The 13,575-nt window shown below is 62.6% G+C and carries 15 protein-coding genes; 2 read left to right on the forward strand and 13 right to left on the reverse strand.

What is annotated here, in order from left to right; genetic code table 11:
- Positions 1-8: 8 nt before the first annotated feature.
- The 12 genes from PSH96_RS02190 to PSH96_RS02245 all read right to left on the reverse strand — a co-directional run bounded on the left by PSH96_RS02190 (position 9) and on the right by PSH96_RS02245 (position 10,995).
- Positions 9-2,321, reverse strand: coding sequence for an MMPL family transporter (locus tag PSH96_RS02190; protein WP_305457169.1), 2,313 nt, complete (start codon positions 2,319-2,321; stop codon positions 9-11).
- Positions 2,311-2,994 (reverse strand): outer membrane lipoprotein carrier protein LolA, encoded by a 684-nt coding sequence (locus PSH96_RS02195; RefSeq protein ID WP_305457170.1) that lies wholly within the window; start codon positions 2,992-2,994, stop codon positions 2,311-2,313. The genes PSH96_RS02190 and PSH96_RS02195 overlap by 11 nt, the downstream gene beginning before the upstream one ends.
- Positions 2,991-3,416 (reverse strand): thioesterase family protein, encoded by a 426-nt coding sequence (locus PSH96_RS02200; RefSeq protein WP_305457171.1) that lies wholly within the window; start codon positions 3,414-3,416, stop codon positions 2,991-2,993. Before PSH96_RS02200 ends, PSH96_RS02195 begins: the two co-directional genes overlap by 4 nt.
- On the reverse strand, positions 3,409-4,950 hold the full coding sequence (gene hutH / locus PSH96_RS02205) for a histidine ammonia-lyase (RefSeq protein ID WP_305457173.1): 1,542 nt from the start codon (positions 4,948-4,950) through the stop codon (positions 3,409-3,411). Before hutH ends, PSH96_RS02200 begins: the two co-directional genes overlap by 8 nt.
- Positions 4,934-5,869, reverse strand: coding sequence for a glycosyl transferase (locus PSH96_RS02210; protein ID WP_305457175.1), 936 nt, complete (start codon positions 5,867-5,869; stop codon positions 4,934-4,936). Before PSH96_RS02210 ends, hutH begins: the two co-directional genes overlap by 17 nt.
- Positions 5,866-6,600: a glycosyltransferase family 2 protein gene (locus tag PSH96_RS02215; protein WP_017138545.1), complete on the reverse strand. Its 735-nt coding sequence runs from the start codon at positions 6,598-6,600 to the stop codon at positions 5,866-5,868. Before PSH96_RS02215 ends, PSH96_RS02210 begins: the two co-directional genes overlap by 4 nt.
- Positions 6,601-6,767: 167 nt before the next feature.
- Complete coding sequence (locus tag PSH96_RS02220; protein ID WP_305457177.1) at positions 6,768-8,438, reverse strand: acyl-CoA synthetase family protein; 1,671 nt, start codon at positions 8,436-8,438, stop codon at positions 6,768-6,770.
- The gene (locus tag PSH96_RS02225) at positions 8,435-8,980 is read right to left on the reverse strand and encodes a hypothetical protein (RefSeq protein ID WP_305457179.1); all 546 of its coding nucleotides are present in this window, start codon (positions 8,978-8,980) and stop codon (positions 8,435-8,437) included. Before PSH96_RS02225 ends, PSH96_RS02220 begins: the two co-directional genes overlap by 4 nt.
- On the reverse strand, positions 8,977-9,231 hold the full coding sequence (locus tag PSH96_RS02230; protein WP_305457181.1) for an acyl carrier protein: 255 nt from the start codon (positions 9,229-9,231) through the stop codon (positions 8,977-8,979). Before PSH96_RS02230 ends, PSH96_RS02225 begins: the two co-directional genes overlap by 4 nt.
- A 9-nt stretch (positions 9,232-9,240) precedes the next feature.
- Complete coding sequence (locus PSH96_RS02235; protein WP_305457183.1) at positions 9,241-9,510, reverse strand: phosphopantetheine-binding protein; 270 nt, start codon at positions 9,508-9,510, stop codon at positions 9,241-9,243.
- The gene (locus PSH96_RS02240) at positions 9,488-10,300 is read right to left on the reverse strand and encodes a 1-acyl-sn-glycerol-3-phosphate acyltransferase (protein ID WP_305457185.1); all 813 of its coding nucleotides are present in this window, start codon (positions 10,298-10,300) and stop codon (positions 9,488-9,490) included. The genes PSH96_RS02235 and PSH96_RS02240 overlap by 23 nt, the downstream gene beginning before the upstream one ends.
- The gene (locus tag PSH96_RS02245; protein ID WP_305457187.1) at positions 10,276-10,995 is read right to left on the reverse strand and encodes a beta-ketoacyl synthase chain length factor; all 720 of its coding nucleotides are present in this window, start codon (positions 10,993-10,995) and stop codon (positions 10,276-10,278) included. The genes PSH96_RS02240 and PSH96_RS02245 overlap by 25 nt, the downstream gene beginning before the upstream one ends.
- Before the next feature lie 317 nt (positions 10,996-11,312).
- Here PSH96_RS02245 and PSH96_RS02250 point away from each other — a divergent pair, with 317 nt between their 5' ends.
- Together PSH96_RS02250 and PSH96_RS02255 are read left to right on the forward strand one after the other, a co-directional pair.
- The gene (locus PSH96_RS02250; RefSeq protein ID WP_017138539.1) at positions 11,313-12,083 is read left to right on the forward strand and encodes a ParA family protein; all 771 of its coding nucleotides are present in this window, start codon (positions 11,313-11,315) and stop codon (positions 12,081-12,083) included.
- Positions 12,084-12,575: 492 nt separating this feature from the next.
- Entirely contained in the window at positions 12,576-12,800 is a 225-nt protein-coding gene (locus PSH96_RS02255; protein ID WP_305457189.1) for a DUF6124 family protein, read from the forward strand.
- A gap of 125 nt (positions 12,801-12,925) precedes the next feature.
- Here the strand turns inward: PSH96_RS02255 and trxC are convergent, their stop codons facing one another.
- Complete coding sequence (gene trxC, locus PSH96_RS02260) at positions 12,926-13,360, reverse strand: thioredoxin TrxC (RefSeq protein WP_305457191.1); 435 nt, start codon at positions 13,358-13,360, stop codon at positions 12,926-12,928.
- Between the last annotated feature and the right edge of the window lie 215 nt (positions 13,361-13,575).

Consider the following 13,575-nt stretch of genomic DNA (forward strand, 5'->3'; position numbering starts at 1 on the left):
TAACACATTCATAAGGCGTGCTTCTGATGCCCGGCCCAAGGCGCCAGCATAAAGCTGAACGCCAGGCCAAGGCTGACCGACAGGCCGAAATTACTCACGGCGGGTGTACTCGACACCGCCAGCAGGCCAAACGACAACCAGGTCGTCAGCGCCGCCAGCAGCGTACCTAAAAGACTCACGGCCGCGCCGCCGATCTGCTCGCGCATCAAGATCGCATAGTCGACGCTGATGGCGGTGACCAACAGCAGGCCGAACAGGCTGAACAAGGTCAGCGGCTGGCCCAGCCAACCGAGGCTGGCGAGACTGCACAGCGCCGCGAGCAGTGGCAGGGCGACGATGCGCAAGGCGCCGCCAACACCGAACGGCATGATCAATAACAGCACGATCAGCACACACGACATCAACTTCAATTGCGCCGCGCTGATCTGCGTGTCGGCAAACACCCGGTTCAAATCACCCAGCCGGTCGACCAGCTGCACACCGGGTAAATCCAGCGCCTGCACGCGCAACAGCGCCGGGTTGTTCAGGCCTTGCAGGCTGACCATCGCCGCCACGCCGCCGTCCACTGGCCCCAGCCACAAGGTGCGCCAAGGCTCAGCCAATGGCCCAACCAACGCGGCGTCGATGTCTTCGGTGGGCAGCGCTTGCAGTTGCGTGACTTCGGCTTGCAGCGCGCTGGCCGGTACGCCCAGGTCCAGCAGCGGCTGCCAGTGCTGTGCGAGGTTGTTCAGCGCCTCCCGAAGGTGTTGCTGCTCAACCGGCAGGCTCACCAGTTGGTTGAGCGCGAGGTAGCCTTGCAGCTTGCCCATGTTCACCAACTGATCCAGGCGTTCGCCCAGGGCGGCCTGGCGTTCCAGCAATTGCTGCTGGTTGTCGGCGCGCACCAGGAAAAACTGGCTGGTGGGCTGGAACCCGGTGATACGCGCCACGGCCTGCGCTTCTTGCAGCAACTGCGGTGGGGCGCCGATCCATTGGCGGATATCGTTTTTACTGTTCAAGTGCCACAGGCCGCCCGCGCAAAACAGCAGCAACAGCGCCAGCAACACCGGGCTTGGCACGCGTTTGAGCAACGCGGCGCGCAATAGCCACAAGCACTCGGCGATGCGCAGCGGCCATTGCGCCGGGCGCAGTTCCACGCCCTTGAGCAGCGCGGGCAGCAGGCACACGGCCGACAGGTAAGCACCGACCAGGCCGGCGGCGGAGAACACGGCGATTTGCGTCAGCGCCGGGAACGGCGTCCAGGCCAGCGCCAGGTAGCCAATGCAACTGGTCGCCAGGCTCAGGCTCAGCCCCGGCAAGGTCAGGCGCAATGCCGGCCAGCTGCGCCAGGGTTGCAGGCTCCAGCTTTTGGACAGGTAATGCAGCGGGTAATCCACCGCCACGCCGATCAGGCTGGAGCCCAGCACCAGGGTCATCACATGCATATGGCCGAACAGCGCCACACAGGCCACCGCGCCGAACAGCATGCCCACCAGCACCGGCACAAACGCCAGCAACACGCGCCAGCGCCGGAACGCCAGCAACAGCAACAACAGGATGCCCAGCGTGGCGCCGCCGCCCACCCAGGTGATTTCCCGCGTGGCTTGTTGCTGCCCGTTGGCGGCGTAAAGCAGGCCGCTGGCAGCGAGCAATTGCGCGCCTTGCTCACTGGCCTGTTCGCGACTGGCCTGGAGCAGATCCGCCACTTGCAGCGGCAGTTTCATGTCAAAGGCATTGCCGGTGGTGCGCGCACGCAGCAGCACCCAGCTTTTGCCGTCGGCATCGGCAATCAATGCGCCGCTGCCGATATCCAGCTGCACCGAACCGTGCTGCGGCTGGCTGTTCTGGATGCGCCCGGTGAGGCCCAGCCAGTCGTCCTGGCTCGGCACCAGGCTGAACCCGGTGAACGGGTCGAACAGCGCTTGCACGCGCTGCTGGATGAACGCGTCGGGCTGTTCGATCAGCTGCTCGCGGTCCTTGGCCGAGAGCATTGCCAGCCGCCCGCGCAGCAGTTGTTCACGCAGGGCGGGCAAGTCGGCTTGCAGGTTCCACTGCACTTTTTCAAACAGCCCGCTGGCCTGCCAGCGTTCGCCCATTTGCTGCGCCACTGCTACGGCTTTTTGCCGGTCGGCATGCCCTACCAGCACCAGCATTTCGCGGTTCAGCGGTTCCTGCATACGCTGTTCGGCCTTGAGTTCCAGCGCGTCCGGCGTGCTGCCCGGCACCAGTTCCATCAGGTTGGCCGACAACGGCGCGCCATGGCGCCATTGCCAGCCGGCCAGGGCCAATACCGCCACCAGCAGAATCAGGAACAGCCGTGGCAGCCAGCGCTCACTGGGCAAAGTCGTGTTGCTCCGATTCGCTCAACGGTTGGCCGGCAGTGCTGTCCTGCATGCGCAGCACGGTGCTGTCGCCCTGGGTTTCCAGCAGTTCGATTTTTTGCACCAGCTCGCCGCCGTCGATATTGATCTGGGTGAACACCTGCTTGAGCAGCAGCGAGCGTGGGATCAGCGTCAGCTTCCACTGTTGGGCTTCGCCTTGCAGTTGCAGTTCGAAATCACGCTGCAAGCCACTGCTGTCGCCCTGAAGCACGGCCAGAAACAGGCGATTCTGCTCGGCACCGGCGCTCTTGTTCGGCAGCAATTGCCAGCCATTGGCATCACGCCGGGCAATGCCTTGGGCACTGATGCGGTAGTCCTGTTGCAGCGGGGTTTTCAGCAGCCACAGCAGGCCGTGGTCTTTGGCGAGTACGAAGGTGCCTTTGCTGACCAAGGGCTGGGGCAGGGCGCGCAGGTGTTTTTCCTGGGTGAAGGTGCCGTGGATTACAGAGGGTTTGGCCAGTTGGTCGCTTAGCTGCTGCAGGTCGAAGGCGTGAGCACTGAAACTCAGTAGCAACCCGATCAATGTGGGAGCGGGCTTGCTCGCGAAGGACTTGAGGGCGCCGCGTAGTGTCAGGCGAGCTGCGTTATCGTTGACGACCTTCGCGAGCAAGCCCGCTCCCACATTGGATCTCATTTCAGGGCTCTCTCTACGGCGTTGGTGAATACTTTTGGGGAAGCCAACTGCATTTCGCGACTGGCGATTTCTACCGCCACTTGCACGGTGCTGGCGCGAGTCAGGCGCTCGCCGCTGGCGAGGTCGGTAATCAGGTAGTTCACCTTCAAACGGTTTTCCCATTCCACCAAACTGGCGCGCACGTTGATGGTCTGGCCGAACACCGCGCCGCGCACATAGCGCAGCTGCATGTCGATCACCGGCCAGGCGTAGCCGGATTCGAGCATCGCCGTGTAGTTGTGGCCGAGCTTGTCCAGCAACGCGCAGCGCGCTACTTCCAGGTACTTCACGTAATGCCCGTGCCACACCACATTCATGGTGTCGACATCAAAAAACGGCACGAGTATTTGCGTGTCGCAATGCAAAACGCCCTGGCTACGCATGCAGCCTCCAGTGTTGCTCGGCGATACGTTTGAGGCACAGGCGCAGTTCGCCTTCCAGGGCGCGGTCTTCGATCACCGGCGGGAAGTCTTTGGCCAGCTCGATATGCATGGCCGCCAAGGCCGGTGGCAGTGGGCGTGCGTCTTCAGCCTGGGCGCGCAGCCACACGCCTTGGTTGGCGGCGAGCAGCGTGGCGGCGGCGACCTGTTCGGTCAGCTCCAGCACGCGGATTGCGTCGCGGGCGGCGATGGTGCCCATGCTCACCTTGTCCTGGTTGTGGCACTCGGTGGAGCGCGAGAACACGCTGGCCGGCATGGTGTTTTTCAGCGCTTCGGCGGTCCAGGCGCTGGTGCCGATCTGCACGGCTTTGAAGCCGTGGTTGATCATGGCGCGGTCAGCCGGCGCGCCGGACAGGTTGCTCGGCAGGCCATGGTTGTAACGCACGTCTACCAGCAGCGCGAGCTGGCGGTCGAGCAGGTCGGCGACGTTGGCCACCAGGGTCTTGAGGCTGTCCATGGCAAAAGCGATATGCCCGCCGTAGAAGTGCCCGCCGTGCAGCACGCGTTCTGCTTCGGCGTCGATGATCGGGTTGTCGTTGGCGCTGTTCAGCTCGATTTCGATAAATGAACGCAGCCAGTTCAAGCTGTCGGCCAACACGCCCAGCACATGCGGCGCGCAGCGCAGCGAATAGCGATCCTGCAAGCGGTGCAGCGGCGCAGTCGGCGCATCGATCGCCAGGTCCTTGCGCAGCCACGCAGCCACTTGCATCTGCCCCGGATGCGGCTTGGCGGCGAACAGGCGCTCGTCGAAGTGTTCCGGGTTGCCTTGCAGCGCCACCACGTTCAATGCGGTGATGCGCGTGGCCAGTTGCAGCAGGTAGTCGGCGCGGGCGAAGGCCAGGCAGGCAAGGCCGGTCATCACGGCGGTGCCGTTCATCAAGGCCAGGGCTTCCTTGGGGCGCAGCACCAGCGGTTCCCAGCCGAGTTCACGGTGCACGTCGGCAGCCTGGCGACGTTCGCCACGCAACAGCACTTCGCGCTCACCGGACAGGGTCGCAGCCACATAGGACAGCGGCGTCAGATCGCCGCTGGCGCCCACCGAACCTTCTTCCGGAATCAGCGGCAGCACGTCGTGTTCCAGGAACGCATGCAGGCGCTCCAGCAACTCCACACGCACACCGGACACACCATGGCACAGCGACTGCAAGCGTGCGGCGAGCACAGCGCGGGTGGCTTGGGCGTCGAGCAACTTGCCCAGGCCGCAACCGTGGAAGGTGTAGAGGTGACGCGGCAACGCCTCGACGTGCTGCAACGGCACCGCCACCACGCAGGAGTCGCCGTAGCCGGTGGTCACGCCGTAGATCACGCCTTCCTTGTCCAGCAGCGAGTCGAGGAACTGCGCGCCCTTGGCGATGCGCTGGCGATAGGCAGCGTCATCCTGCAAGCGCGTGGGCGCCTGGCGGTTGGCCAGGGCCAGCACGTCTTCGATAGGCAGGTGGCGTTCGCCAAAAATTACCGGTTCAAGATGCGGGGTCATCGGTCTTCCAGAAAGGGTAAAAGTTGAACCATTGTTGGGGCGCCTCCAGGCAAAAATCGCCCAGGCGTGCGGCGTAGCGGGCGGTCCACTGGGCGATAACGTGCTCGCGGGTGCTGCGCTTCCATTCAATCAAGGCGGCGAACGGCTCGATGGTCAGGCGATAACGGCCGTTGTGCTTGAGGCACATCAGCAGGTTGACCGGGCATTTGAGCAAACCGGCCAGCAGCCAAGGGCCTTGGGGGAAGGCGGCGGCATGCCCGAGAAAATCCACGCGCACCTTGCGCCCGCCGTGCAGGGGCACGCGGTCACCGGCAATCGCCAGCCACTCGCCCTCGTCCAGCCGCTGGCTGAGCAGCAGCATGGTCGCCGGGTCCAGCTCGCTGACCTGAATCAGGCGCAAATGCGTGGCCCCGGCTTCGCCCAGCAGGCGGTTGAATTGTTCGGCGTGCTTGGTGTGCACCAGCACGTTCATGGTGACTTGCTCGCCAATCTCTGCGAGTGCGCGACACACTTCAAGGTTGCCCAAGTGCGCGCCCACCAGCATCTGGCCGCGCTCGCCACGCAGTTGCCCGCGCAATTGCGCCGGGTCGTTGATTTCGATCTGTTCGATGCGCAGCTTGCCGTTCCACACGTCGAGCTTGTCGAGCAGGGAGTCGGCAAAGGCCATGAACTGCGCGAACACGCTTGTATGGCTGGGCCGCAACGCATCGCGCCCGCTCCAGTCGGCCAGGCGCTGCTGGTATTCCCAGGCGCTTTGCCGCGCCGTGCGCCCGAACAGGAAAAAGTACAAAACAATGCCGTACAGCACCGGGCTCAACAGGCGACGGCCCAGCACTTTGGCCGCGAAGGCGGTGAGTTTCATCAGCCAGAAGCTGCCGCGCTCTTCGCGGTCGGCCCAGTGTTTGGTGCTGTCGCTCATGCCTGCCACCGTCGCCACACGATCATCGGTGCGCGCACCAGCATGCCGAAGAACAGCCGGGTGTGCATGGCACTGATGCGTACGTTGTCGCGGAACAGGCGGAAGTGTGACACGCCATCGGTGGGGTAATGCACCTGGGTCGGCAGCCAGCGCATCGGCTGGTTGCGCCAGGCCAGGCGCACCAGAATGTCGGAGTCAAAATCCATGCGCGTGCCGATATAAGCCGAGTCCATCAACGCCAGGGTGGGCGCCAACGGGTACACGCGAAAACCGCACATAGAGTCGCGAATCTGCAGCGACAGGGTGTTGATCCACACCCACACGTGGGTCAGGTAGCGCGCGTACAAGCGGCCCTTGGGCACGCTGTCGTCGTATTCGGGGTAGCCGCAGATCACCGCGTTTGGGTGCGTGCGCGAGGCGTCGAGGAAACTGTCGACTTCACGCAGGTCGTGCTGGCCGTCGGCGTCTACCTGCAGGGCGTGGGTATAGCCCAGGCGCGCGGCTTCGCGAAAACCGGCCATCACGGCGCCGCCTTTGCCTTGGTTGTTTGGCAAGGTCAGCAAGGTGACGTGATCGAGCGTTGCCAGTTGCGCCAATACCGCGGCGCACGCCGGGCTGCTGCCGTCGTCGACCAGCAGGCACGGCAGGCCGCTGTTCAACAGGCTGTGCACCACGGCGGGTACGGCGGCTTCGTGGTTGTAGACCGGGATGAGGGCGCAGGGGTTATGCATGCTGACAATTCCCAGGATTACCACCACCCTTGTGGCGAGGGAGCTTGCTCCCGCTGGGCTGCGAAGCAGCCCCAACCCAGTCGACCGAGAGCATCCTGGCACATTGCGGTGCCTGGGTTGGGAGTGCTTCGCACTCCAGCGGGAGCAAGCTCCCTCGCCACAAGAGCTTAAGCATGCGCAGCCACCAATTGAATCCGGCCACTGGAGCACGCCGCATCGCCGTTGCGGTAGGCGAAGTACAGCTTGCCGCGCTCCGGGTCGAAGCGCAGGTGCAGTTCAACCTGATCACCAGGGCGCACCAGTTGCTGGAACTTGAGCACTTCCATCCCGGCAAAGGTCGCGGGTAAGTCCAGCAGTTTTTGGCCTAGGTTGAAGGCCCATTCCACCTGCACCACGCCCGGCAGCACCGGCGTGACCGGGAAATGGCCGCTGAAGTAGGCCAGGTCCGGCGGGATGCTCAATTGCACAGTCCACTCGCCGTTGGCTTCGACCTGTTCCAGTACTTCGGGTGCTTTTGGGCGTGGCGCCAGCAGCAACGCCTCTGCATCAGCCTGGGGCAGTTTGCCCTGGCTGTTCAGCGGCAACTGGCGCAGCAAGCGCCAGCGACGTGGCAGGGCCAGGGCTTCGCAATGCTGGCTCAAGTGTTCGCGCAGGGTTTGGGTGACGGTGCGGCGGCCCTGGTTGCGCAGCGCATGCAGGCCCTCGGCGCTCAACACCACCAGTGCGCCGAGTGAGGCGCGGTTTTCCTGCACCACGCCCAGACGGGTTTCAGCGACCCAGGCGTGGGTCAGCAATGCCTGTTCGAGCATGGGAAGGGAGATGCGTTTTTCTTCCAGTTTGACGATGCGGTCCAGGCGCCCGAGCAGCTCGAAGCGGCCATCGGAATGAATGCGCGCCGCGTCGGCGGTTTGTTCGATATGCCCGGCCGGCAGGTACGGCGAGACAATGCGCAGGGCGCCGTCGGCATCCTGGCTCAGTTCTACATCGGCAAATGGCTGCCATGGCTGTGCGCCCTGGCGCCAGGCGATGCCGCCGGTTTCCGAGCTGCCGAGGATTTCCGTCGGCCATTGCTGCAAGCGGTCGTACAGGCCGCCGGCGGCTTCCACCGGCAGCGCGCCGCCGGAGGAGAACACTCGCGACACTTGGCTCAGCGCGGGCCAGTCGAGGTTGTCGCCCATGCGCTTGAGCAGCGCGGGGCTGGCGACCCAGGCAAATTGCGCATGCTCGCGGCTGGCGCGCTGCATGTCTTCAGGGAAGGCCAGTTGCTTGCGCACAAAGGTGCGACCGGCGCACAGCGGCCACAACACGCGAAACAGCAAACCATAGATATGCTGGGTGGCCACACTGCCGATGATGCAGGCGTCTTTGAGGTCGGCGCCCCACAGTGCTTCCAGCGCCGCCACTTCGTTGGCCAGTTGGCGCAGGGTCTTGTCGATGCGCTTGGGTTCGCCGCTGGAGCCGGAGGTGCACAGGCTCAATTGGCAGGCGTCGAGGTCGAGCGCGGCAGGGCTCAGTGGCGCCTGATACAACGCGTCCAGATCGGCGGCCTCAACCAGCCAGGCGTCTACGCTGTCGTCCCAGCGTTGGCGGGTCTGTGGTTGCAGGTCGGCAGGCAGCAGCACACTGACCCCGGCCCGCCAGGCGCCCAGCAAGGCAATCGCCAGCACGCCTGCGTCTTCCAGGTGCACCGCCAAGCGCTGGATGCCGCGCGCCTGCAGGCCCGCCGCCAGGCTCAGGGCCTGCTCGCAGAGTTGCACGTGATTCATCGCAGGTTCGGTGGTGACCGAACGTTGTTCCAGCGCCTCAAGCAGCACGTGCTCAAGTTTCAACCCATTCATACGCGGCCTCGAACCCTTTGTCGTACCAGCCATTCCACGGCAAACAGCAGCCCCATCAGCCCGTAGGCGATCAGGCCGTTGTACAACGTCCACCAGCTCAGCGGCGCCCACAGCGTGAGGGCAGCGGCGAGCAGGCCATTACACAGAAAAAACACACTCCACACCACGGTGACCTGGCGCGTGTACACAATTGCTTTGGGCGGCAGCTGCGGGTCGGTCATGCGTGCCAGGCGCTCGACCATCGGGGGCCCGTATTTGAGGCTCAAGCCGAACAGCCCCAGCATGAACGCGCTGACCAGGCTCGGGTACCAGCGCAGCAACTGCGGGTTGTCGAACCAGGCCAACAGCAGGCAAAACACGATCACCGCCACCGCCATCCAGCGACTGCCGGGGCGCCGCGCTCCTGTCAGCGCACGCAGCAACCACAGGCTGCCCAGCAGCAAACCGAATTGCCACGGCGCGAAGTGTTCAGTGCCGTAATACACCGCGAAAGGGTACAGCAGCCCCGCCAGCAACAGGCCAAGGCCGATCAGCCGGCTCATGCGGCAGGCTGGACCAGACGGTACACCGCCTCAACCACGTCGTTGACGGTGCGCACCGCCTTGAACTCTTCAGCGGCGATCTTCTTGCCGGTCTGGCGCTTGATATGGTCGATCAGGTCCACGGCATCGATGCTGTCGATCTCCAGGTCCTGGTACAGGTTGGCGTTGAGGGTGACGCGCTCAGGCGGCAGTTCAAACAGTTCCACCAAGGCATCGCGCAGGGTGTTGAAAATATCGTCACGAGTTTGCATGGTCCGGTCTCAAGCTGCCTGTCTGGCCGTGACGAATGCCGCAAGGCTGGCCACGTTGGTGAAGTGATTGCGCGTGTCTTTGGCGTCGGCATCGATCTTGATACCGTACTTTTTCTGGATCGCCAGGCCCAACTCCAGGGCGTCCACCGAATCCAGGCCCAGGCCTTCGCCGAACAGGGTCTGGTCGCTGCCGATGTCGTCGACGCTGATGTCTTCCAGGCCCAGGGCCTCGATAATCAGCGCCTTTATGTCGTGCTCAAGGCGGTGTTGGTTGCTCATCTTCGGCGAGCTCCTTAATGAAATAGTGATGCAGGTAATCGTTGAGCTTGCGTGAAGCCTGGGGCGCGGGCCCCAATGTGGCAAACGCCTGTGGGTCTATATCGGCACCCACGCGCAAACTGAAGTGAAAACGGCGCTTGGGGATGCGATACCAGGGTTCGGCCTTGGTCAGGGTGGTGGGGCTGACCTTGATCACCACCGGGGTGATGATTGTCGCACCGCGCAGGGCAATGGCGGCGCCACCGCGATGAAAGGCCGGTGGTGCGCCGGGTGTGGTGCGCGTGCCCTCGGGAAAGATGATCAGCGTCTGGCCTTCGCGCAGCGCATCGGCCGCGGCATCAAGCATATCGGCACTGCCGTCATTGCTGATGTAACCGGCGTCGCGCACCGGCCCACGGGTGAAAGGGTTCTGGAACAGGCTCTGCTTGACCACGCAGTTGGTCTGGCGCATCAGGCCGATCAAAAACACCACGTCGATCAGCGACGGGTGGTTGGCGACGATCATCTGGCCTGGGCGGCCGAGTTTTTCTGCGCCTTCCACGCTGTAGGTCAACACACCGGCGCGTTGCATCAGGCGAATAAACAGCCAGAACAGTTTGCTGATGGTGTGGCGGGCGCGGCGCTGGTGTTTGGCCGCGCTGCCTGGCAGGCAATTGAGCAGCGGGAACACCAGCAAACGCAGGCACAGCCCGCCGACGCCGAAGCAGAAGAAGCTCGCGGCGGTGGCGAACAGGCGCCAGTAGTAGGCGTCCCGTGGCTTGTCGGTCAGGGCTTGCGTTGCCAGTTCCATACACGGTTCTTCCAGGCATGTTGGCAGGTGGCCTGCTCGGTGAGCAGGGTGCGCAGCAGGTTCAGGGCGTGGGGCCACTGGGTTTGACTGAGTTGGACAGCGCCGCTGTTTAGTTCCAGTTGCCACTCGTCGCCCGGGGTCAGCAGCAGGCCAAGGGCGTAGGGGAAGGGCACATCATGGATCCAGTCGGCGTAAGCCGTAGGCGGTTGTTCTTCGGTGATCACCAGCAACACCGCCGGGGCGCCTTCGTTGAGCAGCGCGGCGGCTTCGAGCATGCCGTGTTCCAGGCCGTCGCCGGCGGCGGCGAGGGCGGTCATTTCGCAGGTCTCATTGCGCAGGATCGACCACAGGCCAATCACCGCGTTATGCACCGACAGGCTGAACTGGGTGGGCGACAGCGGCTCGTCGTTGGCCAGGTCGCTGAGGATGTCGAGGGTGCGCGGGGTTTCGCCGTGCCGGGAAATAAACACCAGCGGCAGGTCTTGCCGGCCCTCGGCCAACGGCCAGCCCACGCCGAACGCCATGCGCGCCAGCCGGCTCAGGCGGCGGCGCTGCATGGCGGGCAGGAAGGACACATCGGGTGACGCATCGCTGGCCGGCAATACCGCCGGAGCCTGGCACCAGGCACGCCAGTCGTGCGCAGTCTCCAGGCCCGGAGCCCAGGCGCGCCATTGGTCGATATTGAAAGTGATCACTGAGAAGTTATCCCGCCCCTGCGGGCTTCCATGTGCAGCCGTTGGCCCCGAATACCGGGACAGGGAACAATGGCCGAATGGCGCGCATTATCCCGGTGCCGTGGGGTTCTAGCAAACTTTGGTAAAGAATTGTTCACGGATGAATACAATTTGCCGGAAAAGATTTACAGATTGTCCTTTACCTGTGCCGTGCGTGGATTGTAGGACTCTTCCTTTTGTGCGGCGGGTGATGCGCCAGTGCATGGATGAACGAGGTAGCTAACAGGCGCTTTTGCCCTCTACACTCGGACATTCATTGATACACGGAGGTTTTTTCCATGCGGCGTGTGGTGTTCAATCAGAAAGGCGGCGTTGGCAAGTCCAGCATTGCCTGCAACCTGGCGGCGGTGAGCGCCAGTGAAGGCTATCGGACCCTGTTGGTGGACCTCGATGCACAGGCCAACTCAACCCAGTACCTCACAGGGCTGACCGGCGACGATATCCCGATGGGCATCGCCGACTTCTTCAAGCAAACCCTGTCTTCCGGGCCGTTTTCGAAGAAAAACCAGGTGGATATCTACGAAACGCCGTTCGATAACCTGCACGTGATCACCGCGACCGCCGAGCTTGCAGACCTGCAGCCCAAGCTTGAGGCCAAGCACAAGATCAACAAGTTGCGAAAGCTGCTGGATGAGTTGAGCGAAGATTACGACCGGATTTACCTGGATACGCCGCCGGCACTGAATTTTTATGCGGTTTCGGCGTTGATTGCCGCTGATCGCGTGTTGATCCCGTTTGATTGCGACAGTTTCTCGCGCCAGGCCCTGTATGGCCTGTTGCGTGAAATCGAAGAATTGAAGGAAGACCACAATGAAGGCCTCGAAGTGGAAGGCATTGTGGTCAACCAGTTCCAGGCCCGTGCGAGCCTGCCCCAGCAGATGCTCGATGAGTTGATTGCCGAGGGCTTACCGGTACTGCCGGTGTACCTGGCCAGTTCGGTGCGCATGCGCGAATCCCACCAGGAGAGCAAGCCGCTGATCCACCTGGACCCACGGCACAAGCTGACGTTGCAGTTTGTGGAGCTGCATAACTTGCTGGAAAATGCCTGATTCCAATAGCAACACAAATCCCCTGTGAACTCATGTGGGAGCTGGCTTGCCTGCGATAGCATCACCTCGGTCTAACTGATGGACCGAGTTGTCAGCATCGCAGGCAAGCCAGCTCCCACATTTGTTCTGTGTTTCAGCAGGGGGATTTGGATTGTTCCTACGGAGGCTGTAGGAAGGGTCTGGCAAATGGGGTTGTGGGTTGTATCGTTGCCTACAGCTAAGCCAGAATTGCCCGGCTTGTGCGTCTGGATGGGCGTCTCTAAGGTTGGCCGGTCGCTGAATGTTCAGTGATCGGGTTTAGTAGCCCAACCGACCAAAGCATTTGCACCGCTCCAAAAGCATGGCGTTTTATCGCCTATCTGATGGTGGCTGTACACAGGGCACCTTCGGGTGCGCCGGTCTTTGCTTTGTTCCCCGGTCTACTAACCTGCGTACAGCTGCCACCCTTCGTTTAGTAGCGAGAAGGTGGTGGCCCTATCAGGGAACAAATGCATGTCTATCAGTCTTTTCCATGTGGCACCCAGCCTCCCTACCGAAACCCTCGTACTCAACAGCTACGAAACCTTCTCTTCCGTCCGTACGCTGTTACTCAAGCTATCCAACGACCTCACCGGCGAAAACCGCGACGTGGCCCTGGCCATCCATCAATTAAGCGAACTCGGCGTAATGCTGGTCGGCCAGATGATGGACCACGAAACCCCCGTAGCCCGAGCTTAAAACGCGGTCAATGTGGGAGCTGGCTTGCCTGCGATGCAGACAACTCGGTCTATCAGTTAGACCGAGGTGATGCCATCGCAGGCAAGCCAGCTCCCACATTTGACCCCGTTGCTTGAGGGACTGGTTTACACCCCTTGGCTACGCAACCAACTCATCAACTGCGGCAACGGAAACGCCCCACTCTGGCGCGCCACTTCGCGGCCGTTCTTGAAAAGAATCAAACTCGGAATCGAGCGAATCCCCAACTGCGCCGACAGCTGTTGATTCGCCTCACTATCAAGCTTGGCCAACCGGTACTTGCCCTCCAACTGCCCAGCTGCCTGCTCAAACACCGGCGCAAACGATTTGCACGGCCCACACCACTCGGCCCACACATCCACCAGCAACGGCAGGTCGCCCTTGATCTGGCTGGCGTAGTCGCCTTGCTTCAGCTCGAAAGGCTTGTTCAGCAACACAGGCTGCTTGCAGCGCCCGCATTTAGGCGCATCACCCAGGCGTTCGCCGGGGATGCGGTTTAGCCCGTTGCAATGCGGGCAGGGGATTACAAGAGGTTCGGACATGGTGGGCTCCTTAGGTACGGCCAATAGACTGTATTTGGAGCCAGGTCCGGGGTTTATCAAGATGCGCAGGCAGCGACGCATCCGCTCACAGTTTGCCCGTGTCGATGCGAGGCCCAGTATCTAGGCTGTTCGAGTGTGTTCCGTTTTGCGCCATCTGTCTGTTTGCGGTTATCGCAAATTGCGATGGTCGGGAATCGGGTTTAACCTTCATAGCA

Source organism: Pseudomonas sp. FP2338, assembly GCF_030687515.1.
In the GTDB taxonomy this organism is placed as follows: Bacteria; Pseudomonadota; Gammaproteobacteria; order Pseudomonadales; family Pseudomonadaceae; genus Aquipseudomonas; species Aquipseudomonas salomonii.

Bases quoted from the DNA above. Each gene is read 5' to 3' on its own strand.
- PSH96_RS02250 (WP_017138539.1), top strand. From the start codon at position 11,313: ATGCGGCGTGTGGTGTTCAATCAGAAAGGCGGCGTTGGCAAGTCCAGC.
- PSH96_RS02195 (WP_305457170.1), bottom strand. From the start codon at position 2,994: ATGAGATCCAATGTGGGAGCGGGCTTGCTCGCGAAGGTCGTCAACGAT.
- PSH96_RS02230 (WP_305457181.1), bottom strand. From the start codon at position 9,231: ATGCAAACTCGTGACGATATTTTCAACACCCTGCGCGATGCCTTGGTG.
- PSH96_RS02200 (WP_305457171.1), bottom strand. From the start codon at position 3,416: ATGCGTAGCCAGGGCGTTTTGCATTGCGACACGCAAATACTCGTGCCG.
- PSH96_RS02255 (WP_305457189.1), top strand. From the start codon at position 12,576: ATGTCTATCAGTCTTTTCCATGTGGCACCCAGCCTCCCTACCGAAACC.
- PSH96_RS02220 (WP_305457177.1), bottom strand. From the start codon at position 8,438: ATGAATGGGTTGAAACTTGAGCACGTGCTGCTTGAGGCGCTGGAACAA.
- trxC (WP_305457191.1), bottom strand. From the start codon at position 13,360: ATGTCCGAACCTCTTGTAATCCCCTGCCCGCATTGCAACGGGCTAAAC.
- PSH96_RS02225 (WP_305457179.1), bottom strand. From the start codon at position 8,980: ATGAGCCGGCTGATCGGCCTTGGCCTGTTGCTGGCGGGGCTGCTGTAC.
- PSH96_RS02235 (WP_305457183.1), bottom strand. From the start codon at position 9,510: ATGAGCAACCAACACCGCCTTGAGCACGACATAAAGGCGCTGATTATC.
- PSH96_RS02240 (WP_305457185.1), bottom strand. From the start codon at position 10,300: ATGGAACTGGCAACGCAAGCCCTGACCGACAAGCCACGGGACGCCTAC.
- hutH (WP_305457173.1), bottom strand. From the start codon at position 4,950: ATGACCCCGCATCTTGAACCGGTAATTTTTGGCGAACGCCACCTGCCT.
- PSH96_RS02215 (WP_017138545.1), bottom strand. From the start codon at position 6,600: ATGCATAACCCCTGCGCCCTCATCCCGGTCTACAACCACGAAGCCGCC.
- PSH96_RS02210 (WP_305457175.1), bottom strand. From the start codon at position 5,869: ATGAGCGACAGCACCAAACACTGGGCCGACCGCGAAGAGCGCGGCAGC.